General features: G+C 63.4%; 23 protein-coding genes. 12 read left to right on the top strand and 11 right to left on the bottom strand.

Translation table 11 applies throughout. The annotated features are described in order from the left end of the window. The first annotated feature begins 113 nt into the window (after nt 1–113). From BLV20_RS25295 to BLV20_RS25260, 8 genes are all read left to right on the top strand, one after another. A complete protein-coding gene (locus BLV20_RS25295; protein ID WP_092305258.1) occupies nt 114–2,612 on the top strand; it encodes a flavin-containing monooxygenase in 2,499 nt (832 codons plus the stop codon). Between the two features lie 347 nt (nt 2,613–2,959). Further along, nucleotides 2,960–3,895: a Ppx/GppA family phosphatase gene (locus BLV20_RS25290; protein WP_092305152.1), complete on the top strand. Its 936-nt coding sequence runs from the start codon at nt 2,960–2,962 to the stop codon at nt 3,893–3,895. A 42-nt stretch (nt 3,896–3,937) separates the two neighbouring features. Next, on the top strand, nt 3,938–4,351 hold the full coding sequence (locus tag BLV20_RS25285) for an arsenate reductase ArsC (RefSeq protein WP_092305151.1): 414 nt from the start codon (nt 3,938–3,940) through the stop codon (nt 4,349–4,351). A 269-nt stretch (nt 4,352–4,620) separates the two neighbouring features. After that, a complete protein-coding gene (locus BLV20_RS25280; protein WP_092305150.1) occupies nt 4,621–5,592 on the top strand; it encodes a Bug family tripartite tricarboxylate transporter substrate binding protein in 972 nt (323 codons plus the stop codon). 1 nt (nt 5,593) lies between these two features. Then, a complete protein-coding gene (locus BLV20_RS25275) occupies nt 5,594–6,088 on the top strand; it encodes a tripartite tricarboxylate transporter TctB family protein (protein WP_092305149.1) in 495 nt (164 codons plus the stop codon). A gap of 23 nt (nt 6,089–6,111) precedes the next feature. Further along, nucleotides 6,112–7,620: a tripartite tricarboxylate transporter permease gene (locus tag BLV20_RS25270; RefSeq protein WP_092305148.1), complete on the top strand. Its 1,509-nt coding sequence runs from the start codon at nt 6,112–6,114 to the stop codon at nt 7,618–7,620. A gap of 233 nt (nt 7,621–7,853) precedes the next feature. Then, nucleotides 7,854–8,951 carry a carboxynorspermidine decarboxylase gene (gene nspC / locus BLV20_RS25265; RefSeq protein WP_053260613.1) on the top strand — a complete coding sequence of 366 codons (1,098 nt, stop codon included), beginning with the start codon at nt 7,854–7,856 and terminating at the stop codon, nt 8,949–8,951. A 26-nt stretch (nt 8,952–8,977) separates the two neighbouring features. After that, on the top strand, nt 8,978–10,213 hold the full coding sequence (locus BLV20_RS25260; RefSeq protein WP_092305147.1) for a saccharopine dehydrogenase family protein: 1,236 nt from the start codon (nt 8,978–8,980) through the stop codon (nt 10,211–10,213). A gap of 546 nt (nt 10,214–10,759) precedes the next feature. On the opposite strand, the gene BLV20_RS25255 is transcribed toward BLV20_RS25260, so the two are convergent. From BLV20_RS25255 to BLV20_RS32165, 3 genes are all read right to left on the bottom strand, one after another. Beyond that, the gene (locus BLV20_RS25255; protein ID WP_256577873.1) at nt 10,760–11,458 is read right to left on the bottom strand and encodes a DUF4225 domain-containing protein; all 699 of its coding nucleotides are present in this window, start codon (nt 11,456–11,458) and stop codon (nt 10,760–10,762) included. After that, nucleotides 11,455–11,940 carry an Hcp family type VI secretion system effector gene (locus BLV20_RS25250; RefSeq protein ID WP_092305146.1) on the bottom strand — a complete coding sequence of 162 codons (486 nt, stop codon included), beginning with the start codon at nt 11,938–11,940 and terminating at the stop codon, nt 11,455–11,457. Before BLV20_RS25250 ends, BLV20_RS25255 begins: the two co-directional genes overlap by 4 nt. Nucleotides 11,941–12,172: 232 nt before the next feature. Beyond that, on the bottom strand, nt 12,173–12,595 hold the full coding sequence (locus BLV20_RS32165) for an alpha/beta fold hydrolase (protein WP_371914341.1): 423 nt from the start codon (nt 12,593–12,595) through the stop codon (nt 12,173–12,175). Nucleotides 12,596–13,060: 465 nt separating this feature from the next. Between BLV20_RS32165 and BLV20_RS25240 the strand changes: the two genes are divergently transcribed. Next, the gene (locus tag BLV20_RS25240) at nt 13,061–13,465 is read left to right on the top strand and encodes a DUF1801 domain-containing protein (RefSeq protein ID WP_092305145.1); all 405 of its coding nucleotides are present in this window, start codon (nt 13,061–13,063) and stop codon (nt 13,463–13,465) included. Nucleotides 13,466–13,570: 105 nt separating this feature from the next. Here the strand turns inward: BLV20_RS25240 and BLV20_RS25235 are convergent, their stop codons facing one another. Next, nucleotides 13,571–14,113 (bottom strand): Hsp20/alpha crystallin family protein, encoded by a 543-nt coding sequence (locus BLV20_RS25235; RefSeq protein ID WP_092305144.1) that lies wholly within the window; start codon nt 14,111–14,113, stop codon nt 13,571–13,573. Between the two features lie 496 nt (nt 14,114–14,609). Here BLV20_RS25235 and hemB point away from each other — a divergent pair, with 496 nt between their 5' ends. Then, nucleotides 14,610–15,584: a porphobilinogen synthase gene (gene hemB, locus BLV20_RS25230; protein WP_053260515.1), complete on the top strand. Its 975-nt coding sequence runs from the start codon at nt 14,610–14,612 to the stop codon at nt 15,582–15,584. Nucleotides 15,585–15,739: 155 nt separating this feature from the next. Here the strand turns inward: hemB and BLV20_RS25225 are convergent, their stop codons facing one another. The 3 genes from BLV20_RS25225 to BLV20_RS25215 are packed head-to-tail and all read right to left on the bottom strand — an operon-like array spanning nt 15,740 to nt 18,328. Further along, on the bottom strand, nt 15,740–17,260 hold the full coding sequence (locus tag BLV20_RS25225; RefSeq protein ID WP_092305143.1) for an FAD-dependent oxidoreductase: 1,521 nt from the start codon (nt 17,258–17,260) through the stop codon (nt 15,740–15,742). Nucleotides 17,261–17,312: 52 nt separating this feature from the next. Beyond that, a complete protein-coding gene (locus tag BLV20_RS25220; protein ID WP_092305142.1) occupies nt 17,313–17,927 on the bottom strand; it encodes a LysE family translocator in 615 nt (204 codons plus the stop codon). Nucleotides 17,928–17,959: 32 nt separating this feature from the next. Next, nucleotides 17,960–18,328 (bottom strand): VOC family protein, encoded by a 369-nt coding sequence (locus BLV20_RS25215; RefSeq protein WP_092305141.1) that lies wholly within the window; start codon nt 18,326–18,328, stop codon nt 17,960–17,962. Nucleotides 18,329–18,524: 196 nt separating this feature from the next. Here BLV20_RS25215 and BLV20_RS25210 point away from each other — a divergent pair, with 196 nt between their 5' ends. After that, entirely contained in the window at nt 18,525–19,625 is a 1,101-nt protein-coding gene (locus BLV20_RS25210; protein WP_092305140.1) for a DUF1615 domain-containing protein, read from the top strand. Between the two features lie 223 nt (nt 19,626–19,848). On the opposite strand, the gene BLV20_RS25205 is transcribed toward BLV20_RS25210, so the two are convergent. The 3 genes from BLV20_RS25205 to BLV20_RS25195 form a co-directional block, all read right to left on the bottom strand. Further along, on the bottom strand, nt 19,849–20,367 hold the full coding sequence (locus tag BLV20_RS25205; RefSeq protein WP_092305139.1) for a phage infection protein: 519 nt from the start codon (nt 20,365–20,367) through the stop codon (nt 19,849–19,851). A gap of 356 nt (nt 20,368–20,723) precedes the next feature. Then, nucleotides 20,724–21,512 (bottom strand): DUF4349 domain-containing protein, encoded by a 789-nt coding sequence (locus BLV20_RS25200; protein WP_092305138.1) that lies wholly within the window; start codon nt 21,510–21,512, stop codon nt 20,724–20,726. 43 nt (nt 21,513–21,555) lie between these two features. Beyond that, a complete protein-coding gene (locus tag BLV20_RS25195) occupies nt 21,556–21,978 on the bottom strand; it encodes an NUDIX hydrolase (RefSeq protein ID WP_092305137.1) in 423 nt (140 codons plus the stop codon). 151 nt (nt 21,979–22,129) lie between these two features. On the opposite strand from BLV20_RS25195, the gene BLV20_RS25190 reads away from it, so the two are divergent. Next, the gene (locus BLV20_RS25190; protein ID WP_092305136.1) at nt 22,130–22,543 is read left to right on the top strand and encodes a PaaI family thioesterase; all 414 of its coding nucleotides are present in this window, start codon (nt 22,130–22,132) and stop codon (nt 22,541–22,543) included. Nucleotides 22,544–22,999: 456 nt separating this feature from the next. Here BLV20_RS25190 and BLV20_RS25185 read toward each other — a convergent pair. Next, nucleotides 23,000–23,293 (bottom strand): integrase core domain-containing protein (locus BLV20_RS25185; protein ID WP_139192743.1); only part of this gene is annotated, 294 nt, incomplete at its 5' end.

Here is a 23,293-nt window from a genome sequence, read left to right as displayed (position 1 = left end):
AAAGTATTTGTCCCGTTGCGTCATGGGCCTGGCGCAGGCGGGCAAGGATGATGAAAGGCATCGGGATGCCCGATATCCCGCCTGCCCATGACGACAATAAAAACGAGGTGCGCATGTCCACATTCGAGTCAGACCTGAAATCGCCGCCGCTCACCGCGGTGATCATCGGTGGCGGTTTCGCCGGCATCGGCATGGCCGTTGCCCTGCGCAAGGCCGGTGTCACCGACTTCGTCATCCTGGAGAAACAGCAGGATGTCGGCGGCGTCTGGCGCGACAACAGTTACCCGGGCGCCGCCTGCGATGTGCCGTCGCACCTGTATTCGTTTTCATTCGAAGCCAACCCCGGCTGGACACGAATGTTCGCCCCGCAAGCCGAAATACAACGTTATCTGCAGCACTGCGTGGACAAGTACGACTTGCGCCGCCATATCCGCTTCGGCGCGACGGTGCAGGGGGCGCAGTTCGACGAGGCCCGTGCGCAGTGGCAGGTCACTGAAACCTGCGGGCGCGCGCACCGCGCGGCCTTGCTGATCAGCGCCACCGGCCAGCTCAGCCAGCCGGTATGGCCCAGGTTCGAAGGCATGCAAGCGTTCAAGGGCCAGGTGTTCCACTCCGCGAACTGGGACCATGGCTACTCGCTGGCGGGCAAGCGGGTGGCGGTGATCGGGACGGGCGCTTCGGCCGTTCAGTTCGTGCCGGCCATCGCCGACTCGGTGGCCCAGCTCAGCGTGTTCCAGCGTTCGCCGGCCTACATCCTGCCGCGCCCCGATCGCGCCTACAGCGCCGAGGAGCAGCGCCGGTTCGCCAGTAAGCCCTGGCGCATGGCGCTGCACCGCGCCGCCATCTACCTGCGCTACGAGTCCCGGGCCCTGGGTTTCACCCGCCTCAAGGGGCTGATGAAATGGGCGGTCGGCGTGCCGTTTCGCCGCTTGTTGAAGCAGTCGATCAGCGACCCGCTGCTGCGCCGGCAACTGATTCCGGATTACCCCATCGGCTGCAAGCGCATCCTGCTGTCCAGCGATTACCTCAAGACCCTGGCCAGGCCCAATGTGCAGTTGATCACCGAGGGCATAAGGCGCATTACCGAGCAGGGCATCGAGACGATGGAGGGCCAGCATCACCCGGTCGACGCGATCATCTACGGCACGGGGTTCGCGGCGACGCGGTTCCTTGCGCCGATGACGATCGTCGGGCGCGGCGGCGTGGACCTGCATCACGCCTGGGGGCAGGGCGCACGCGCCTACCTGGGGCTGGCGGTACCGGGCTTTCCCAACTTCTTCATGTTGTACGGCCCCAATACCAACCTGGGGCACAACTCGATCATCTACATGCTCGAAAGCCAGATTTCCCATGTCCTGCGCTGCTGGCGCGCGATGCACAAGGCCGCGGCCACCACGGTCGAGGTCGATGAGCAAGCCGACCAGCGCTTTCACCAGCGGGTACAGCGCCAGCTGGCCGGTTCCGTGTGGAGCGGTTGCAAGAGTTGGTACATCGACGAAGCGGGCAACAACAGCACCACCTGGCCGGGTTTCACCTTTTCCTATCGCTGGCTGACGCGCTATTGGCCATTGCACGCCTATCGGTTTTCCAGGGTGCTGGCGAACGAGTCGGGCCAGGTCTACGGGCAGGCGATTGCCGAGCCCCGCGATGGCCTCGAAGTGTTCAATGCCGGCTTGTTGCGCCAACTGCTGCGGCTCGGCTTCCGGGCGCTGATCGGCCCGCCGCGCGGCATCGCCACGCAGCGGCGCATCGTCGATGGCCTGTCGTGGTTGATGCCGGGCTGCGCCGGGGTGGTCCAGAGTCGGTTGCACGTCGCCGGGGTCGCGGTGCATGTGCTTACGCCGCATAACAGCGGGCCGGACGGGGTGATGCTGTATCTGCATGGCGGTGCCTTTTGCCTGGGCAGCCCGGCGACTCACCGCAGCGTTACCAGCCGCCTGGCCCGGGAAGCGGGCATGCCGGTCTGGGTGCCTGACTATCGGCTGGCGCCGGAGCAGCCCTTTCCCGCGGCCCTGGAAGATGCGTTGGCCTGCTACCAGGCGCTGCGGGCGCAAGGCTATGCGGCGCGGCAGATCCTGCTGGCCGGCGACTCCGCCGGAGGCTCCCTGGCCCTTGCGCTGGCGCTCACCCTGCAACAGCGCGGTGAGCCCTTTGCCGCGGGCATTGTGCTGTTGTCGCCGGTGACGGATACGACATTGAGCGGGGCGACCTTCACCACCCGCCAATACGCCGACCCCATGCTGCGACGCGACTGGCTCGAGCAGGGGCTGCGGGCCTACGCCGCTCCTGCGCATTGCCTGCCGCACAGCCCATTGACCGCCGATTTGCGCGGGTTGCCGCCGATGCTGATCCAGGTGGGGGATCAGGAATTGTTGCTGGCGGACTCCACACGCCTGGCCGAACAGGCGCTGCGTTGTGGCGTGCCATGTCATCTGCAGGTGCATGGGGCGCGGTGGTATGTGTTCCAGCTGCAAGCGTTCTACCTGCGCTCGGCCAGGCAAGCCCTGCGTTCGGCGGCAGGGTTCGCGCGCCGCTGCCTGGCGGAGGGGCGCGAGGATGCTGGCGCAACGGCTCCGGAGGCGGTGGCCGAGAAAGTCGCCAGTCTGGAGTAAGCGGCGGGCCGGCTTCTCGCTCCGCCGTTGCCAGGGTTTCGGGCGGCAAGCTGCGCGGATTTCAGGCAAAAAAAAGCTGCCCACAGTGGCAGCGTAAAGGAGAGCACGCGTTGTATGGGGGTCAGTGTCGCCGCGAATAATGACAGGCTGATGACAGGCCCGCCGCCACAGCGCCCCTGAAAGCGCTGCGGCGGCGGGGAGGGCGAGAAGCTGATTCGCAGGGCATCAAGCAGCTAGGTCGGGGCTGTCATCTTTGCGTCATCGAGGCCATGGCAAGATCGCCGCAAACCGTCCGGGTAACCGGCAGGTCGCGGCCTGCCGGTTGATGAACTGCAAGGAATCCCTCCATGAAAGGCGACGCCTCCCTGTTCGCAGCCATTGATCTTGGGTCCAACGCGTTTCGCCTGGTGATCGGCCAGCCAGTCCGGCGCAGCCAGGGCTTTATGATCCAGCAGGTGAAGACCCTGCGTGAGCCGGTGCGCTTGGCGGAGGGTTTCCAGGGCGGCACCCTCGACGAGCTGGCGCTGGACCGCGGCTGGCAGGCGCTGGCGCGCTTCGGCAAGAAGCTGCGCGGTTTCGAGGCCGGCCGGGTGCGGGCCGTGGCCACCAGCGCGGTGCGCGAAGCCGACAATGCGCCGCTGTTCCTGGCCAGCGCCGAGCGCCACCTGGGTTTTCGGATCGATGTCATTTCCGGGCATGAAGAAGCGCGGCTGGTGTATGCCGGCGTGGCCCATGCCGTGCCGGGCTTCGAGCGCATGCGGCTGGTGGTGGACATCGGCGGCGGCTCCACCGAATTGATCCTGGGCCAGGGAGCCCAGCCCTTGCTGACCGAAAGCATCGCCCTGGGCAGCCGGACCTTCGGCGCGCGCTATTTTCCGGGCGGCGCGGTCTCGGCGCACGCCCTGCAGGAAGCCGAGCGCCTGGCCTGCCTGAAGTTCGAGCAAGTCGCCCGACGCTATCGCCCGCTGGGTTGGCAGCAGGCCATAGGTTCCTCGGGCACCGCCCGTTTCCTGGCCAAGGTGCTCAAGGCCAACGGCCTGAACGACTATGGCCAGGACGGCATCACCTACGGCGGGCTGCTGCGCCTGTCGTTGCGCCTGCTGGAAGCCGGGCACGTCAAGCGCCTGAGGCTGGCCGGGTTGCAGCCCCATCGCCTGGGCATCCTGCCCGGCGGCCTGGCGCTGATGCTGGCGGCGTTCAAGGCGTTTGGCGTCACCCATATGACGCCCTCGGAGCCAGGGCTGCGCCTGGGCGTGCTGCATGGCTTGATCAGCAATCACTGAGCGTTGCTATTCCAACAAAATTGAACCAGGGGAAATCGCTCCATGACTGAGAAACGCCGCGTGCTTTTCGTTTGCGCCAGGAACGATGCCTGTTCGCTGATGGCGGAGGCCTTGCTGCGCCACGCTGATGCCGAACGCTTCGAGGCCTTCAGTGCCGGCCTGCTGGCCAGCGCGATCGACCCGCGCACCCTGGAGTCGCTCGAACATATCGGTATCGACAGCCACGGGCTGCGCAGCAAGGCCCTGGATGAGTTCGCCGGGCAGCCGTTCGACTACGTCATCAGCCTGTGCGACAAATCCCGCGAAGAGGTCGCGCGCATGCCGACTTCCGGCGAGGTGATCGTGTGGAACTTCGAGGACCCGGTCACCAGCGACAAGCATGAGCCGTTCCGCCACGCCCTCCAGGAAATCCATGATCGGATCCACATGTTCATCACCGTGAAGACCCGCCCGTAAGCCGCAGCGCTCGGGCGCCGATCCCGCTTCGCTGAGCCGCAGCGCCCGAGCCCCGCCGGCCGCCATTTCTGCCCTGCGGGGCAACCTTCCCACGCCGCTGCTTACCGGGCGCGCCGGGCCGTGGACCGCGGTTTTACCCGGCCTCGCCGCGGGGCCCGCGCCTTTGGCGGCCGCCTGCCGCTGGCCGTCTACACTTACCCGCAAGCCATGCAGGGTTGCTGCCCTGGGCACTTTCAACCCACAAAAACAATAGTCTCGGGAGAAACCTGATGTTCATTGCACTGCGTCGATTCAGCCGCGGCCTGTCCCTTGCCGCCACCTTGGGCGCCATCGCCTTCGCCACGCCGGCCCTGGCCCTGGATACCGTCAAGTTCATGGCCCCCGGCTCGGTGGGTGGCGGCTATGACCAGACCGCGCGAATCCTGGGCAAGGCCCTGGTCGAGGCCGGCACGGCCAAGTCGGTCACCTTTGAGAACAAGGGTGGCGCCGGAGGCACCCTGGGGCTGGCGCAGTTCGCCAACAGCACCAAGGGCGACCCGAATGCGCTGCTGGTGGTGGGGGCGATCATGGTCACGGCGGTGGAACAGAACAAGCCGCAGATCAGCCTCAAGGACGTAACGCCGATTGCCCGGCTGTTCACCGAATACAACGTGCTGGCGGTGCGCGAGGATTCGCCCTACAAGACCCTCGAGGACCTGCTCAAGGACTTCAAGGCCAACCCGGCCAGCATCAAGTGGGGCGGTGGCTCCAAGGGCTCGATCGACCATATCGGCATCGCCGAGCTGGCGAGCAAGATGGACGTAGCGGTGAACAAGGTGAACTACGTCGCCTATGCCGGCGGCGGGGAAGTGGTGGCGGCGACCCTGGGCGGCCACATCACGGTGATCACCGGCGGTTATGCCGAGCTGGCCAAGTACGTGCAGTCCAAGCAGTTCCGCCTGCTCGCCATCGGCGCTCCGGAGCGCGTGCCGGGCATCGAGGCGCCGACCCTCAAGGAGCATGGCTACGACGTGATCATCGGCAACTGGCGCGGGGTCTACGGCGCGGCCAAGCTGACGACCGAGCAGCGCAAGCAAGTCACCGACGCGGTGCTGGCCGCCACCAACAGCAAGGTCTGGCAGGACAGCGTGAAAACCAACGCCTGGTCGCCGAGCATCCTCACCGGCGATGAGTTCGGCCAGTTCGTCGACCAGGAGCACCAGCGCCTGCGGGCGATGCTGGTCAAGGTCGGGCTGCTCTGAAATGGCCGCGCCCGGCAGGATAGTGCCGACGCAGCTGGCGATCGGCCTGGGGCTGATCGCCATCAGCCTGGTGCTGGTCATCGGTGCCTTGCGCTTTCCGCCCGAGATGGGCTTCGTCGTTCTCGGCGCCCATGTCTACCCCAGCGCCGTCGGCGCCTTCCTCGGTGCCGTCGGCCTGTTGCTGAGCTATCAGGCCTGTACCGGTGGCTTTCGCGAACTGGCCGCCCACGACGACGAAACCGCCCGGGCCTTGCCCGGCGGCAGGCTGGGGGCGGCCTGGGTCACCGCCGGCCTGGTGGCGATTGCCTTGCTGATCAACCTGATCGGTTTTGTCCTGGCCGCCGCCTTGCTGTTTGCCAGCTCGGCCCGCGGGTTCGGCAGCCGGCACCCGGTGCGCGACCTGGCCATCGGCATCGCCCTGACCCTGCCGATCTACTGGCTGTTCAACGCCGGGCTGGGGGTGGCCCTGCCGCCCCTGGTCAACGCCTGGATCTGAACCGGGCCGAAGGAGGTCACAAGGTGGATATTCTCGCGAGCCTGGCGACAGGTTTCTCCGCGGCGCTGGCGCCGATCAATCTGCTCTGGGGGTTTATCGGCTGCCTGCTGGGCACGGCGATCGGCGTGTTGCCGGGTATCGGCCCGGCGCTGACCGTGGCCCTGTTGTTGCCGATTACCGCCAAGGTCGACCCCACCGGCGCGCTGATCATGTTCGCCGGCATCTATTACGGCGCGCAGTTCGGCGGTTCCACCACCTCCATCCTGCTCAATACCCCGGGCGAATCGTCGTCCATGGTCACGGCCCTGGAAGGCAATCTCATGGCCCGCAACGGCCGCGCCGGGCCGGCCCTGGCCACCGCGGCGATCGGCTCGTTTTTCGCCGGCACCATCGCCACGGTGCTGCTGACGCTGTTCGCTCCCATCGTCGCGCTGCTGGCGCTGAAGTTCGGCCCGGCGGAGTATTTCGCGATCCTGGTGCTGTCCTTCACCACGGTGTCCGCGGTGCTCGGCGCGTCGATGCTGCGCGGGTTCGCCTCGTTGGGGCTGGGCCTGGGCATTGGCCTGATCGGCCTGGACTCGACCTCGGGCATTGCCCGCTACACCCTCGGCGTGCCCGAGCTGGTCGACGGCATCGAAGTGGTGCTGGTGGCGGTCGGCCTGTTTGCCGTGGGCGAGGCCTTATACAGCCTGCTGTACCAGAAGGAAGCGGAGGCCGGCCGGCATCGCCTGACGTCGTTGTGGATGACCCGCGCGGACTGGCGGCGTTCGCTTCCCGCCTGGCTGCGGGGCACGTTGATCGGCTTTCCCTTCGGCTCGATCCCGGCTGGCGGTGCGGAGATCCCGACCTTCCTGTCGTATTCCACCGAACGCAAGCTGAGCAAGTACCCGCAGGAGTTTGCCGCCAGCAAAGGGCAGGGCGCCATCGAAGGGGTGGCCGGCCCCGAGGCCGCCAACAACGCCAGCGCGACGGGGTCGCTGGTGCCGTTGCTGACCCTCGGCATCCCGACCTCCGCCACCGCGGCGATCCTGCTGGCGGCGTTCCAGAACTACAACCTGCAGCCGGGGCCGTTGCTGTTCCAGACCTCGGGCGAGCTGGTCTGGACCCTGGTGGCCTCGCTCTACATCGGCAACGTCATCCTGCTGGTGCTGAACCTGCCGTTGGTCGGCTTGTGGGTGAAGCTGCTGCGGATTCCCCGGCCGTACCTCAATGCCGGGATCCTGGTGTTCGCCTCCATCGGCGTCTACGGCATGCGCCATTCGTCCTTCGACCTGTTGCTGATGCTGGCGATCGGCTGGGGCGGGGTGCTGATGCGGCGTTTCGACTTCCCCGTCGCCCCGGTGATCGTCGGCATGCTGCTGGGGCCGATGGCGGAAAAACAACTGCGCAACGCCTTGTCCATCAGCCAGGGCGACTGGTCGGTCTTTATCACCCAACCCATCGCCGCGGCCTTTCTCGGGCTGACCCTGCTGGTGCTGACGGTGCCTTACCTGCTGCACGCCCGGGGCATCAAGTTGCACGAGGACGATTGAGCGGCACGGCGCTGCGCATTATCGACCAGCGTCACTTCAGAACGTCATGCCAGGCCCCTAGGATAGGCACTGGCAGGCGCTTTCCGTGCGAGGCCATGGCCTGCGCGGGAGCCGATCGGCAAGCAGTGCCGAGGCACTGACCCGGCGAGCGGTGCTTTCTGCCCTTTCGATACGCGGCAAGTGAAGGCACAATGCGCATCCTTTTTTTGGCTGGCCTGGCCGGAGGCCTCGAAATGATCAAAACGCCGTACTACCTCATCGACAAACAGAAACTGCTCGGCAACATGGAGAAGATCGCCTACGTGCGCGAGCAGTCCGGTGCCAAGGCCCTGCTGGCGCTCAAGTGCTTCGCCACCTGGTCGGTGTTCGACCTGATGCAGCAGTACATGGACGGCACCACGTCGTCGTCGCTGTACGAGCTCAAGCTCGGCCGGCAGAAGTTCGCCGGCGAGACCCACGCCTACAGCGTGGCCTGGGCCGACGATGAAATCGAAGAGATGCTCGACAACTGCGACAAGATCATCTTCAACTCCATCGGCCAGCTGCAGCGCTTCGCCGAAGCCTCCGCAGGCAAGGTCCGCGGCCTGCGGGTCAACCCCCAGGTAAGCAGCTCCGACTACCTGCTGGCCGACCCGGCGCGTCCGTTCAGCCGCCTGGGCGAATGGGACCCGGTGAAGGTCGAGGCCGTCATCGAGCAGATATCCGGCTTCATGTTCCACAACAACTGCGAGAACGCCGACTTCGGCCTGTTCGACCAGATGCTGGGCACCATCGAGGAACGTTTCGGCCACCTGCTGCACAAGGTCGAATGGGTCAGCCTCGGCGGCGGCATTCACTTCACCGGCGAAGGCTACGACCTGGACGCGTTCTGTGCGCGCCTCAAGGCGTTCTCCGAGAAGTACGGTGTGCAGGTCTACCTGGAGCCAGGCGAAGCGGCGATCACCCAGAGTGCCTCGCTGGAAGTCACCGTGCTCGACACGCTTTACAACGGCAAGCACCTGGCGGTGGTCGACAGCTCCATCGAAGCGCACATGCTCGACCTGCTGATCTATCGCCTGAACGCCAAGCTGGCGCCCAGCGCGGGCGAACACACCTACATGGTGTGCGGCAAGTCTTGCCTGGCCGGAGACATCTTCGGCGAATACCAATTCGATCGTCCGCTGACTATCGGCGATCGGCTGTCGTTTGTTGACGCGGCGGGTTACACCATGGTCAAGAAAAACTGGTTCAACGGCCTGAAAATGCCGTCCATCGTAGTGAAACAACTCGACGGTAGCGTCGAAGTGGTTCGTGAATTTGGGTTCGAAGACTACCTGTCCAGCCTCTCGTAAGCTGGCGGAAAGGAGAGATAAAGAAATTGAAGAAGAACGTTCTTATCATTGGTGCAGGAGGTGTCGCCAAGGTGGTGGCCCACAAGTGCGCGCAGCACAACGACGAACTCGGTCGTATTGCTATCGCGTCGCGCAACATCTCCAAATGCCAGGCCATCATCGACAGCGTCAAGGCCAAGGGCAGCCTCAAACAGCCCGCTGAAATCAAGGCCTATGCGCTCAACGCGCTGGATATCGAGGCGACCAAGGCGCTGATCCGCGAGACCGAATCGCAGATCGTCATCAACGTCGGTTCCGCCTTCCTCAACATGTCGGTGCTGCGTGCCTGCATCGATACCGGCGTGGCCTACTTGGACACCGCCATTCACGAAGAGCCGGGCAAGATCTGCGAGACGCCGCCCTGGTATGGCAACTACGAGTGGAAGCACCTCGAGGAATGCCAGCAGAAGAACGTCACCGCCATTCTTGGCGTGGGCTTCGACCCGGGTGTGGTCAACGCCTATGCGGCCCTGGCCAAGCAACAGTATTTCGACCGCATTGATTCGATCGACATCCTCGACGTCAATGCCGGTTCCCATGGCAAATATTTCGCCACCAATTTCGACCCGGAAATCAATTTCCGCGAATTCACCGGACAGGTGTGGAGCTGGCAGGACAGCCAGTGGACCAGCAACACCATGTTCGAAGTCAAGCGCACCGACGACTTGCCGGTGGTCGGTTCGCAAAACCTGTACCTGACCGGTCACGATGAAGTGCACTCGCTGTCGAAGAACCTCGACGTGCCCAACGTGCGTTTCTGGATGAGCTTCGGCGAGCACTACATCAACGTGTTCACCGTGCTGAAGAACCTGGGCCTGCTCTCCGAGCAACCGGTCAAGACCGCCGAAGGCCTGGAAGTGGTGCCGCTGAAAGTGGTCAAGGCCGTGCTGCCCGATCCAGCCTCGCTGGCCCCGGGCTACACCGGCAAGACCTGCATCGGCGACCTGGTCAAGGGCACCAAGGATGGCCAGCCGCGCGAAGTCTTTATCTACAACGTGGCCTGCCACGAAGAAGCCTTTGCCGAAACCGACAGCCAGGGCATTTCCTACACCGCCGGCGTACCGCCGGTGGCCGCGGCCCTGCTGGTGGCCCGTGGCGAATGGGACGTGCAGCGCATGGTCAACGTCGAGGAGCTGCCAGCCGAGCCGTTCCTCAAGGCGCTGGACGTGATGGGCTTGCCCACCCGCGTCAAGGACGAGAACGGCGACCGTCCGTGGAACTGATTTACCTCTCGCTGTAAAAAAACCAGGTGCGCCCCGCATGGGCGCACCTGGCTCTCGCTCCCCATCCTCTCTTGTGCCCGGATAATTCCGTCCCGCATTCAGCACCATGAGGCGACCGCATCTATTCGGCCACCCGAAGCCAACACGGCTCGAGGCGAGTGTTCGTTCGGCTAACTTTACAATCTCAGGGGTTGGGCAAAACCAGAAAGTTATTTTCGTGAGAACCAGCGTCTTGGTTTATCTTTGCTTGGAATGCAAGTTGTTTGAAGGAGTGCACTTATAAATGCGATCCGTCGAATTAAGTAATTGGTCGAAATTATATCTTTGGTTGATGGGAAAAATAATATATAGCCATATCTGGCTGCGTTTAGCTGAATCATTCCCCAGAATATTGCGCATGAAAATAAAAGCCAGAACCATCCAGCCTTGAAGTTTTCCCCTGATTTCTTTTTAACGGTATGGCGAAATGCTAAAAAGGCAGTCAGTGAAAAAAACAAGTACAGCGTGGCCGCAACTATCGAATTATTTGTCACTGGCTTTAGCTTCTTAGTGCATGGAGTTTATAGTTATTCCGTCAGATAGCACTTCGAATGACAATGCTGAGTTGCTTGTGGCTTTATATGCGCGAACATAATCCGTCCGGATATATCTGAATAGGCGCCAAGCATCTGGCTTTAATACCATTCTCCCGGCGCCATATGCTGAAAGTTCTAAGTCAGCAGCCCCATAAACCATATTCCCTTCAAACGCGCCACCGCCGAATAGTTTTGCCCCCTCCTGATAAACCTTCCTGACGGGGCCTTGGATGTCAGAGCGATTCTCTAAAAGGTTACATCCGTTTTCATACATGTTATTGGCGCCATGGACCATCATGAGTGAGCCTGGGAATAAGCACAGCGTACCGGCTGAGCCATAGCAAATCCCAGCGCCTGCTGCAAATTGAAATGCTCCAGCGATTACTCCTACGCCTTTTTGAGCAACCTCCAATGACTGGCTCAGCAGGCTATTCTGTTCGTTCTTAAGGTCTTGCAGCCCCTGCTCAGGGCTTTTATTACCCTGCGCGACATCATTAACAATGCTTTTGGCGTAATAAGCGACTTCGCGGTTGAACTGCAAACGCAGCGTGCCGTCTTTAATGTGTCTAACGGCTAATGTGCTGGCTTGGCTTCCGAGTTTTCCAGCCGCGGCACTGACCATCCAGTAATCGCAGCTACCCGGCATGCAACTTTCATTTTCTGGTTTCATTCGTTATTTCCCCACGTAGTGTATCCGCTGGTGCCAGCAGCGTGGTGAGTCCAAGTGATCTCTCGGTAACGGATGGCTACATGTTCTTGCGGTTCGGCGTCGTTCTGCAAAATGGCGTGAGGCATTTCAAGTGTTAGATCGGCAATAATCCCGCCACTGATTGATACTGAATAGAATTTTTTCTGCATGCCAAAGGACGACACGCGATAAAAACTAATTGTGCAGTTTATTTCCTCTTGGGTTGAAAGTGCTTGAGCGAGGAGTGGCGAGGATTTATCAACGCTTTTTGAAATAATGATGGGGCTATGTGTTGGCTTATTAATATTTCCAATGTTGACCATTTTGTGGCTGTAAGACATCACCATGATTTCGTCGGTATGCCCCGTCTGACACTTATTGCCGATAGAGTCTTGGGTTGAGCAGCCTGCTGAAATCAAGCCTTGAGCTTTACCAGAGATGGTCATGTATCCGTGGTTAGCCATATACGAATATCCTTTAATGGTTTGGGGCGTAACCCCTGTATCTAACCAACATGAGGCCTTGAGCGGTATTAGACACTTCTGATAGATGCAAATAATCTGAGCCAACGGAAAATGGGATGCAGGCCGGTGCGGCTGAATGCAAGCTCACTCGCATTTAATGCGAGTAGAAGGGGCCGTTAATCGCAATTAATCTGAGCCGAGCACGGCCGTTTTCGATTGCAAGCCGTTACAGCTAGGCGTTATCGATCCGCAAGTGTTGATCCACCGCATCGAGAACCACCTCCATCGTCTCGCGGTGCGGCATGTGACGGCAGTTCTCCAGGATCAGGCAGCGCTGGCGCGCGGTCGCCAGCCGGGCGATGCGTTCGGGGTGCAGCAGCGAGCCGTATTCGTCGTCCGCGCCATGCAGCACCAGCAGCGGGCAGTCGATGGAGGCCACGGAGCTTTCAAGGGTCCAGGCCTGGAAGGCCGTCAGCACCCAGGGCGCCTTGGCGCCGTGATACCGCTGCAGGCGTTCCAGTTGCCCGGGTGCCTGGAACTGCTCCTTGGCGAACTGGATGCCGCTGCGGGTGCGGTCTTCGACGAAGGCTTGCGCCGACTCGGTGACCAGCGCCTGGCAACGCTGCGGATAAAGCGCCGCGCAGGTTGCCGCCATGGCTCCACCCCACGCTATGGCCGAAGGCCACGAAACCCTCGATGTTCCAGCCGGCCAGCAGCCGCGGGAAAAAGTGCTCGGCCTCGTCCCGGATAAACTCCATGGGCAGCTCGGGAAAATCCCGCCACAGTTCCACGCAGCCAAGGGAGTCGTGAAACAGCACGATCGGCGGCCGCTCGCGGTGGGCGGCCGCCGGCCACCAGCAACGGGAAAACAGACGGCCATCGGGTGTATCGATCCAACGGGATTCTTCGCTGACAGAAGCAGGCCTTGCAGTCCTCGACTTACCGTTCAGGGGGCAGCGGGTAACCTAGCGTGGCCGTTGCCGGGAAGGCAATCGGCATATCCGCGACGAATGGGGGGGCAGGCCCGGTGCAACGTTCGTCGCCGACCTGGAGGGAATTGGCCCGTCGGCGATACTCAAGTGTCGGGTGAACTCACCAGAGAATGATCAGGACGACCAGGATGAAACAACAGACCAGCGACACCACGCCGGCGGAGCAGGACGATTGCGCCTCCCGGCTTATCGACGGACGCATCGAGGAACTGGGCGATTGGCGTGGCGAGACCCTGGCCGGGGTCCGGGCGCTGATCCGCCAGGCCGACCCGCAGGTGGTCGAGGAATGGAAGTGGCGCGGGGTGCAGGTGTGGTCCCACGGCGGCATCCTCTGCACTGGCGAGACCTACAAGAATGTCGTGAAGCTGACCTTTGCCAAGGGCGCCGCGCTGGACGACCCGACAGGCCTGTTCAATGCCAGCCTGGAAGGCAACACCCGGCGGGCGATCGATCTGCATGCGGGCGACAGCCTCGACGAGGCCGCCTTGAAGGCGCTGATCCTGGCGGCCGTGGCGCTCAATACCTCGCGCTGAGCGGGGCGCTCGCATCTTTCGGCGCTGGCGGCGGCAGTGGCGGCATGGCGTGCGGGCAATAAAAACCCCTTGCCGGTTTCCCGGCAAGGGGCGGGCTGGCCTGGGTCATTCGGATTTGATCGGTACGACCTTGTCCGCATTCAGGGCGGCGGGTTTTTTCGGTAGCGAGATGCTCAGCACACCTTTGCTGAAGCTCGCTTCGATTTTCTCCGCGTCGACCCCCTTGGGCAGGTTGAACACCCGTTCGAACGATCCGTAATGACGCTCGCTCAGGTGGTAGCCCTTCCTGTTTTCTTGTGTTTGCTCTCTTTTTTCACCCTTGATGATCAGGCTGCCGTCGGAGACCTTGATTTCGATATTGTTCTGATCCATGCCGGGCAATTCGGCAGAGATTTCGAAGCTCTCGTCTTTCTCGGTGATATCGACGGCAGGCATGCTGTGGCCGATCAGTTCGCGTCGCCAGAGTGGATCGACATCGAACAGCCCGCGGCTGAAGGGAGACAGGCCAGGGCCGCGACCGAAGTCTTCGAACAGGTGGTCGACCTGTTGCCGAAGTTTTTCCAGGGGCAGCCACAGGTCGCCCATGGACGAGCGCCGGGGAGCCTTGTCTTCAGTCTGGATCGGCATCTTTTTCACGGAGTTGGCCATTTTTGCTTCCTCCTGAGTCAAGGGGGGGGCCGTGAACGTCCTTGTGGCGACCCGCCACGACAGAACGCCAACCGGGTTCGCTGCCTGCAAGCCCGGTTCTTGCGCCCGCGGCCGCCATCGCGCGAAAGGGTGCTGCCAGGGGCTCGATTGGACTCCTCGATGTCGTACCCGGCAGCCGATTCGCCTGGGCCTGCCTCTAACGGGCGCAAGGTCCTGCACACGCGACGACAAATGCCCCAGGCACTGGCTTTCAATGCCGGCCCGAGCATTTCGGCGTGTCTTGTTTAGATCAAAAAACACCGCGACAGTTTCGCCGCCGAGCATTTGCCTGACAGACGTAACTCCAGGCTTTCCCAGCATTGTTACGCCAATGGAAACGCAGTCTTGGCGACTCCGCGTTTGTGCCGGTCGGGGCTTGGGGCATAAGCTTCGCTCTTTTTAGCTGCGGTCTTTCGCAGCCCACCTTGTTCCATTTGGCCTGTCCTGAGGAAACCCCATGTCCAGCCAGTTCCCCCAAGCCCGTCCCCGTCGCCTGCGCCGCAGCGAACAGATGCGCAGCCTGTTCCAGGAAACCGAGTTCACCCTCAACGACCTGGTGCTGCCGATTTTCGTCGAGGAAGAGATCGACGATTTCGTGCCGATCAAGAGCATGCCGGGGGTGATGCGTATTCCGGAATCGAAGCTGGCCGGGGAGATCGAGCGCTATGCCCGCGCCGGGATCAAGTCGGTGATGACCTTCGGCGTTTCTCACCACCTGGACAGCAACGGCAGCGACACCTGGAACGACAACGGCCTGGTGTCGCGCATGTCGCGCATCGCCAAGGACGCGGTGCCGGAGATGATCGTGATGTCCGACACCTGCTTCTGCGAATACACCGACCACGGTCACTGCGGCGTGCTGCACGGCCATGAAGTGGACAACGACCAGACCCTGGTCAACCTCGGCAAGCAGGCGGTGGCGGCGGCCCGCGCCGGCGCCGATGTGATCGCGCCGTCGGCGGCCATGGACGGGCAGGTCCAGGCCATTCGTCGCGCCCTGGACGAGGCGGGCTTCAGCCAGACCGCGATCATGGCCTATTCCACCAAGTTCGCCTCGGCGCTCTACGGTCCGTTCCGCGAGGCCGGCGGCAGCGCCTTGAAGGGCGACCGCAAGAGCTACCAGATGAACCCGATGAACCGCCGCGAAGCGGTGCGCGAGTCCTTGCTGGACGAACAGGAAGGCGCGGATTCGCTGATGGTCAAGCCGGCCGGCGCTTACCTGGACATCATCCGCGACATCCGCGAGGCCTCGCGCCTGCCGGTGACCGCGTACCAGGTCAGCGGCGAGTACGCGATGATCAAGTTCGGCGCCCAGGCCGGCGCCATCGACGAGGCGCGCGTGGTCCGCGAAAGCCTGGGCTCGATCAAGCGCGCCGGCGCCGATTTGATCTTCACCTACTTCGCCATGGACCTGGCGCTCGCCGGGATCTGACGCGCTCCAGCGGTGTTCCAGATGTAAATGTATCGCCCTCAAGGGCCCTATCGCGGGCAAGCCTCGCTCCTACAAAATCTGTAGGAGCGAGGCTTGCCCGCGATGACGTCAATCCAGACGCTGCATAATCCCGTCGACGAATTTATCTGCCCCTCTCAAAGGGTAATCTTGCGCTCCTCGAAATACCGCTCCAGCACCCTCGGGTCCGCCGATTTCTCGGCCAGCGCCACGTAGGTGTCCGGCCGCAGCAAATAGAAAGCGTTGCGCGCGAGGCCAGCGGCCTGGTGCGCCGGTTCCCAGTCGAACACCGTCAACGGCATCTGCCGCTCGGCGCACCAGGCGCGCAGGGCGTCGCTGGTGACGCCGTACACATGCACCTGCCACCCCAGGTGGTCGAGGCTGGCGAAGTTGTCGGTGACCGCACCGTGGGCCCAGGGCAGGCGGTCGCCGCCGTGGACATGGCCGGCGCTGCCGCAGCTCAGCGGCATGTCGCGGTAGTTGAGGGTGATCTGCGACACCGTGCGGAACAGGAACTCGCGGGCCGCTTCCACCGACGTCACCTTGGGGATCAGCAGCGGCGCCAGGCGGGTGCGCAGCAGGTTGGCGATCGGCCCGTCGGCGGTGACGAAGCTGAACACCCGGTCGGTGGTGGCCACCAGGCGCCGGGCGAACTCGATGCGCTCGAACTCATAGGTCGCCAGCAGGTGCTCCTCGGCCTTGCCGTTGAGCACCGCGGCGAGCTTCCAGGCCAGGTTGATGGCGTCGCCGATGCCGGTGTTCATGCCCTGGCCGCCGGCCGGGCTGTGCACATGGGCGGCATCGCCAAGCAGGAAGGCGCGGCCCTTGCCGAAGTGCTGGGCGACCCGGTGATGCACGCGGTAGGTGGAGAACCAGTTGACCTGGTCGACCTGCACCTTGAGGTTGTCCATGGCGCGCCGGCTGACGTCCTCGAACCTGAGGGTTTCCGCCTGTTCGGCGCGTTCGTCGCGCACCGTGCCGATCAGCCGCGCCCGGCCTGTGCCGGCCAGCGGAAACACCGCGAGGAAATCCGCCTCGTCGAGGTCCGCGTGCAATTCGCCATTGAGCGCCGGCCCCTGGGCGTCGACGTCGGCCACATAAAACACCTGCTGATAGGTGCCGCCGGGAAAATCGATGCCCAGGGTCTTGCGCACCGTCGAGCGGGCGCCATCGCAGCCGGCCAGGTAGAAGGCCTGGCAGGTTTCCTCCTGGCCGTCGGCGCCGCGCAGCTGGGCGCTGACCAGGTGGCCGTGGTCGGTGAAGCCCAGCAGCTCGGTCTGGCGCTCGACCGTCACGCCGAAGCGTTCCAGGCGTTCGATCAGCAATTGCTCGTGCTGGTCTTGCGGGTAGATTTCCAGGAACGGGTAGGGCGTCAGGTCGGCGCCGATGGCGCTCAGCGGCAGGTGGGCGGCCTGTTCGCCCTTGACCCAGAGGTTGGCGGCCGGCACCCGATGGCCCTGCTCGAGGATGGCCTGGGTCAGGTCCAGCTGGCGGTACAGCTCAAGGGTCCGGGCCTGCACCGCCAGGGCCCGCGAGGTGGTGCCCGGGCCGGCGGTCTGGTCGAGGATGCGCACCTTGACCCCCTGCCGGCTCAGCCACAACGCCAGAACCAGGCCGGTGGGGCCGGCGCCAATGATCAGTACGTCGCTGCGGTTCATGTCCTTGCCCTCGTCGAGAGATCAATGTCATGCCGGTTTCGTGTAGCAGGTTTCAGCGCTGGGCGAACGCCAGGTTCAGGCCCAGGGCGGCGAAGCTCGCGGCAAAGCTGCGACGCAGCCAGTTCTGCACCTGGGGCGACTCGATCACCGCCTTGCGGAACAGGTTGGCCAACAGGCCGTAGGCGACGAATACGGCGAAGGTCATCGCCATGAACACGCCGCTCAGGCCGAGCATCTGCATCGCCGGCGACGTGCCGTCGTGGCTGATGAACTGCGGCAGGAAAGCCAGGAAGAAGATCGTCAGCTTGGGGTTGAGGATGTTCAGCAGGCAGGCCTTGAGCACCAGGCCGCCAGCGCTGGTGGCAGGAGCGCTGGTGTCCACGGCGAAGGCCGAGCGGTCGCGCCAGGTGGCGTAGGCCAGGTACAGCAGGTAGGCGACCCCCGCGAACTTCAAGCCCTGGAAGGCCAGCGCACTGGTGTGCAGGATGGCCGACAGGCCCAGCACCGAGGCCAGCAGGTGCGGGACTATCCCGGCGGTGCAGCCGATGGCGGTGAACAGGCTGGCGCGCTTGCCGGCCACCAGCGCCGTGGAAATGGTCAGGATCACGCCGCTGCCGGGGATCAGCACGACGATCAGCGAGGTCACGAGAAAATCCAGTGAAAGCATGGTGCAAGGCACTCCAGGGCAGGTGACGGGGCTCAGGTCTGGCTGAACACTTCCAGCAGGTGGCCGTCGGGGTCATCAAAATACACCCGGCGACCGCCTTCGTGGCGGTTGATTTCATTGGCTCGCTGCTTGCCCGGGTCGGCCCAGAACGCCAGGCCGCGCTGGCGAATGCGTTGCAATATCGGTTCGAAGTCGGCGGCGGCGACCACAAAGGCATAGTGCTGGGAGGCGATGGGCGGGTCGTCGTTGTAGTAATCCAGGGACACGCCGTTATCCAGCTGCACCACCAGCATCGGGCCGAAGGGCAAGGGGGGCGGCAGGCCAAGCAATTGCACGAGAAAATCCGCCGACCGTTGCTTGTCGCGGCACCAGACGATGGTGTGGTCAAGTTGCACGCTCATGGCGGGCCCTGCCTGTTGTGTTTCGGTGGGCGATGAGGTTTCAGATTAGGTGAAATTCGCCGCCGGTCACGGGGAATGCTCAAATGGCCTGTCGCCGGCACGGAACAGCGCGGCGCCTCGAGGGTCGATATTGGCGGCCGCGCGTCTTGCTCAACATCTTCCAGGCGCGGGCCGCCTTCAAAATTACTGGGAAGCCATGTCTAGAAAACCTCTGTACTCACTTCGCTGGGCCGGCGTCGCGGCCGCGCTGGCCCTGGCCGGTTGTGCCGGCCAGCTCGGTTCACGGGCGCCAGCGCCAAGCCCGGCGCAGGTCCAGGCCCAGGTGGTGCGCCTGCTGCCGGCCAAGGTCGCCGACCGCCAGGGCTGGGCCCGGGATATCCAGGTGGCCTTTACCGCCCAGGGCATCGAGCCGAGCAAGAGCAACCTTTGTGCAGTGCTGGCGGTGACCGAGCAGGAGTCGACCTATCAGGTCGACCCGCCGGTGCCGGGGCTGGGCAAGATCGCCCGTAGCGAAATCGACCGCCGCGCGGCCAAGGTGCATGTGCCGTCGATGCTGGTCGGCGCGGCGTTGCAGATGCGTTCGTCGAACGGCAAGTCCTACAGCGACCGCCTGGCCGCGGCGCGCACGGAGAAGGAACTGAGCGCGATCTTCGACGACTTCATCGACAGCGTGCCCATGGGCAAGACCCTGTTCGGCGGTTTCAACCCGGTGCACACCGGCGGGCCGATGCAGGTCAGCATCGATTTCGCCGAGCAGCAGGCGCGCAATTATCCCTACAGCGTGGACGGCTCGATCCGCCGCGAGGTGTTCAGCCGGCGTGGCGGCATGTATTTCGGTATCGCCCACCTGCTCGGTTACCCGGTGAACTACCCGCAGCCGCTGTACCGTTTCGCCGACTTCAACGCCGGCTGGTACGCCAGCCGCAACGCCGCGTTCCAGAACGCCCTGAGCGTGGCTTCGGGGATTTCCCTGGCGCTGGACGGCGACCTGATCCGCCATGACTCGATCATGCCCGGCAGCACCGAACTGGCGGTGCGCGCCCTGGGTAAATCCCTGGACATGCGCAACCCGAGCATTCGCAACCAGTTGGAGAAGGGCAACAGCCTCGAATTCGAGGACACCAAGCTGTACAAACGAGTGTTCGCCCTGGCGGAGCAGGCGCAAGGCAAGGCCTTGCCGCGCCAGGTGCTGCCGGGCATCCAGCTGAAAAGCCCGAAAATCACCCGCAAGCTGACCACCGCCTGGTTCGCCAAGCGAGTGGATGAGCGGTATCAGCGCTGCATGGCGAGGTTGTAGCCGCTGCCGCAGGCTGCGATCGGCTGCGTAGCAGACGCCTGTGGGAGTAGGAGTATGACGTTGCATTGTTTCGGCCGTTGCGTCGGAATGCCGCCCAGATCGATCGCAGGCTTTGCCAGCGGCTACAGGGGCGTGGCGATCGACAGGGGCTGACAGTGCCTTGAAATGAAAAAAGCCCGGCTGATAAGGCCGGGCTTTTTTTCGAGTACTGCGGACCGCGCAATCATACGGCGCGACGCTTGATCAGACGATCGGAGCCACCTTCGGCAACGCGGCGTTCGATCAGGCGATCAGCACCACCTTCAGCGACACGACGTTCGATCAGACGATCGGAACCACCTTCGGCGACGCGACGTTCGATCAGGCGATCAGCACCACCTTCGGCAACGCGGCGTTCGATCAGGCGATCAGCACCACCTTCAGCGACACGGCGTTCGATCAGACGGTCGGAACCACCTTCGGCAACCCGGCGTTCGATCAGGCGATCGGCGCCACCTTCGGCGACGCGGCGTTCGATCAGGCGGTCGGAACCACCTTCGGCAACCCGGCGTTCGATCAGGCGATCGGAGCCACCTTCGGCGACGCGGCGTTCGATCAAGCGATCGGCACCACCTTCGGCGACACGTTTTTCAATCAGGCGATCCGAGCCGCCTTCGGCGACAACCGGGTAGGCCGAGGACGCGGCAAAAGCGTTGGCTGCAAGAACCGAGAAAGCGATGCTGAGAAGGACTTGGCGTTTCATGGTGGTGTGCTCCGGGGGTGCTGTTTGGTTGGTATGGAGCAGATGGTACGCGGCGGATTTTTTTTGAGAATTTCATTGAATCGATGGTGACCATCGACGCCAATGATAGCGGCGCGAAGCCCTGGAATAGAGCCTTGCACCGAGGATTTGAAGGGGCAGGGCGGCGCATGATCGCGGTCCGGCGCGCTCCGCCAGTGGGCCGCGGTGGCGGCATTTGCCCGGCTTCCACCCCCGGCGCAGGACCTATAGAGGCGAGCGTGCTCGCGATAAAAATTGCCGGCGCAACCCGCTCCCGGCCCAGGCATAAAAAAGCCCGGCGCATCAGGCCGGGCTTGTTGCAAGGCAGCGGCGTGGATTCAACGACGGCGCACGAACCGGCGCCACAGCCAGACCCAGATCATCACCAGCGGGAAGGCCAGGACCAGGAACGGCAGCACATAGCTGCCTTTTTCCAGGGCTTCGGCGGTGCCGTAGGCAAGGTTGTCCAGCAGGTTGTCGAACGCCCGTTGCAGCTTCGAACCGCGCTGGCTGCTGTCGGTGGGCACGAAGTTCAGGGTCAGGCGGTTGGTGTCGAGCCGGCGCTGTTGGCCGGCGGCGGTCTGGGCCAGGGCCTGCAGGTCGTTTTCGATGCTTGCCTGTTCCTTGCTCAGGGTAATCAGGTCGCTGACGGTGATGTCCTTGCGCGCCGCCAGTTGGTCGAGGCGTTGCTGCTGGGCCTTGAGCCGCTCCTGCTGGCGCTGCACGTCGGCCACGGCGTCGGCCAGGTCTTCGGCGCTGGTGATGCGCTCGCCGATTTCGGCGCCCTGGGCGGCCAGCGCGACGATGGGCTCGACGCCGTCGGGCACGATGCGCAGGATCACCTGGGCGCGGTATTCACCCTGTTGCAGGCGCAGGATATTGCAGGCGCCGAACTGGGCGCTTTCGCAGGCTTGGCGGGTGGCGTCCAGGCGCGGCGCGATCTGCGCCGAGGGCAGCGACAGGCTCAGTTCATGCTCGTAGGCCAACTGCGCGCCGGCCTTGCCCTGGGCGCCACCGATCGCCACCGAGGACGAGCGGTCGCTGGGGGAGCAGGCGGCCAGCAGGCTGCTGAGCAGGATGCAGGCAAGGGTGCCTGGGCGAAGGGTTTTGCGGTCCTGGCGGTGCATGGTTTCTCCTTGAATGGGGGGCAAGCGGTTGTTTGCAGCGGCCTCAGAGCAGGTCGAGCAGGCCGTGCGGATAGACGTTGAGGCGATTGTCGCGGATCAGTTGCAGGCTTACCCAGCGCACAACGAACCGGTGGCCGTCGGTTTCGACACCCTCAAGTTCGGTCGCGGCATAAAAGTGCCGATCGACAAAATGCGCTTCATGGATAAAGACAATTTCATGGCCGGGTGTGCCGTCGAACACGAACAGATTCTCCAGCACTCCCAGCAGCTTGATGTCCTGGATCTCGGCACCGATTTCTTCCAGCACTTCGCGTTTGGCGGCGCTGGCTGAGGTCTCGCCAAAGTCGATGCCGCCACCGACGGGCATCAGGTAGCGCTCGTTCTTGCCCGGGTCGAAACCTTCGGCCAGCAGGATGTGCTGGCCCTGGCGAAAGACGCACACGGATTTGGCTCGGATGGTTTGCATGGCGCCTCGGTCCTTTTGAGTTGCGATGGGATGGTGCGGCTTATCGCGGCAGATTTGCCGCGCTGATCTCGATAGCCGCGGGACGGGTTGTGGATTACACCTTGAGTGCACCGCGCCCTGCGGCCGCCAATCATACAAGCAAGGTATCGTCATGACTGATTTTCCATTGCCTGAAGGCTACGCTCCGCTTTCGCGCAGCAGCCCGCTGCTGGAGCTGATCGGCCCGGTGTATTGCCGTGGCAGCGGCTTGCAACTGGAGCTCGGCCTGCGCGCCGACCGCCGCCATGCCAATGGGCGCGGCACCGTGCACGGCGGCATCCTCGCCACCCTGGCCGATATCGGCATGGGCTACGCCATGGCCTTTGCCAGCGACCCGCCGTTGTCGCTGGTTACCGCCAGCATGCACCTGGATTACCTGGGCGCGGTGCAGGTCGGCGAATGGATCGACGTGCGCCTGGAACATTCCAAGCGCGGCCGGCAGATGGCCTTCGCCACCGTCACCCTGCAAGTCGGCGAGCGGGTGGTGGCCAGGGCCAACGCGGTGTTCGCGGTGCCTGCTGGCTGAGCCTGGGCATATCGCTGCGAGCTTTGTGTAGCCGCTGCCGCAGGCTGCGATCGGGTTGGGCGGCACTCCGACGCAGCGGCCGTAATGAGGCGACGCGGTATTGCTGAAAGACCTCGTTGCCAGGCTTGGCGGCTGCTGTGCAGCCGATCGCAGGCTGCGCCAGCGGCTACAGGGGGCGGTGCAGATGGCCTTTGCCCACGGTGACGCTGCAAGTCGGCAAACGCCTGGTGGCCAAGGCCAGTGCGGTGTCTGCTGGCTGAAGCTGGACGTATCGCTGCGAGCTTTGTGTAGCCGCTGCCGCAGGCTGCGATCGGTCGCGCAGCGGCCGTAACGAGGCGACGCGGTATTGCTGAAAGACCTCGTTGCCAGGCTTGGCGGCTGCTGCGTCGGAGTGCCGCCCAACCCGATCGCAGCCTGCGGTGAACTGGTCAAGTAATCCTGGACACCGATTACGGTCTACGCCGCCCGTTTCTCCCTCGCGATCGGCGACCAATAGTCGTTGTAACTGTGAGGCCTGATCGTGTTGTAGCGCGTGACGTAACGCTGCACATCCACGCGGGCCTCATGCTCCGAGTCGTAGCCTGTTTCAGGCACCCACTCCGATTTCAAACTGCCAAAGAAACGCTCCATCGGGGCGTTGTCCCAGCATTCGCCTTTACGACTCATGCTTTGCCGGTGTCCATGTTCCAGCAGCTCATTTCTGAACTTATGGCTGGTGTACTGGCAACCTTGATCGGAGTGAAACAGCAC

The organism is Pseudomonas sp. NFIX28 (genome assembly GCF_900107395.1).
Taxonomy (GTDB): Bacteria; Pseudomonadota; Gammaproteobacteria; order Pseudomonadales; family Pseudomonadaceae; genus Aquipseudomonas.
This window is presented reverse-complemented; position numbering and strand designations above follow the sequence as displayed.

Coding starts and splice junctions, on each gene's coding strand:
- BLV20_RS25295 (WP_092305258.1), top strand. CDS start 114: ATGTCCACATTCGAGTCAGACCTGAAATCGCCGCCGCTCACCGCGGTG.
- BLV20_RS25290 (WP_092305152.1), top strand. CDS start 2,960: ATGAAAGGCGACGCCTCCCTGTTCGCAGCCATTGATCTTGGGTCCAAC.
- BLV20_RS25285 (WP_092305151.1), top strand. CDS start 3,938: ATGACTGAGAAACGCCGCGTGCTTTTCGTTTGCGCCAGGAACGATGCC.
- BLV20_RS25280 (WP_092305150.1), top strand. CDS start 4,621: ATGTTCATTGCACTGCGTCGATTCAGCCGCGGCCTGTCCCTTGCCGCC.
- BLV20_RS25275 (WP_092305149.1), top strand. CDS start 5,594: ATGGCCGCGCCCGGCAGGATAGTGCCGACGCAGCTGGCGATCGGCCTG.
- nspC (WP_053260613.1), top strand. CDS start 7,854: ATGATCAAAACGCCGTACTACCTCATCGACAAACAGAAACTGCTCGGC.
- BLV20_RS25255 (WP_256577873.1), bottom strand. CDS start 11,458: ATGAAACCAGAAAATGAAAGTTGCATGCCGGGTAGCTGCGATTACTGG.
- BLV20_RS25250 (WP_092305146.1), bottom strand. CDS start 11,940: ATGGCTAACCACGGATACATGACCATCTCTGGTAAAGCTCAAGGCTTG.
- BLV20_RS32165 (WP_371914341.1), bottom strand. CDS start 12,595: ATGGCGGCAACCTGCGCGGCGCTTTATCCGCAGCGTTGCCAGGCGCTG.
- BLV20_RS25240 (WP_092305145.1), top strand. CDS start 13,061: ATGAAACAACAGACCAGCGACACCACGCCGGCGGAGCAGGACGATTGC.
- BLV20_RS25235 (WP_092305144.1), bottom strand. CDS start 14,113: ATGGCCAACTCCGTGAAAAAGATGCCGATCCAGACTGAAGACAAGGCT.
- hemB (WP_053260515.1), top strand. CDS start 14,610: ATGTCCAGCCAGTTCCCCCAAGCCCGTCCCCGTCGCCTGCGCCGCAGC.
- BLV20_RS25225 (WP_092305143.1), bottom strand. CDS start 17,260: ATGAACCGCAGCGACGTACTGATCATTGGCGCCGGCCCCACCGGCCTG.
- BLV20_RS25220 (WP_092305142.1), bottom strand. CDS start 17,927: ATGCTTTCACTGGATTTTCTCGTGACCTCGCTGATCGTCGTGCTGATC.
- BLV20_RS25215 (WP_092305141.1), bottom strand. CDS start 18,328: ATGAGCGTGCAACTTGACCACACCATCGTCTGGTGCCGCGACAAGCAA.
- BLV20_RS25210 (WP_092305140.1), top strand. CDS start 18,525: ATGTCTAGAAAACCTCTGTACTCACTTCGCTGGGCCGGCGTCGCGGCC.
- BLV20_RS25205 (WP_092305139.1), bottom strand. CDS start 20,367: ATGAAACGCCAAGTCCTTCTCAGCATCGCTTTCTCGGTTCTTGCAGCC.
- BLV20_RS25200 (WP_092305138.1), bottom strand. CDS start 21,512: ATGCACCGCCAGGACCGCAAAACCCTTCGCCCAGGCACCCTTGCCTGC.
- BLV20_RS25195 (WP_092305137.1), bottom strand. CDS start 21,978: ATGCAAACCATCCGAGCCAAATCCGTGTGCGTCTTTCGCCAGGGCCAG.
- BLV20_RS25190 (WP_092305136.1), top strand. CDS start 22,130: ATGACTGATTTTCCATTGCCTGAAGGCTACGCTCCGCTTTCGCGCAGC.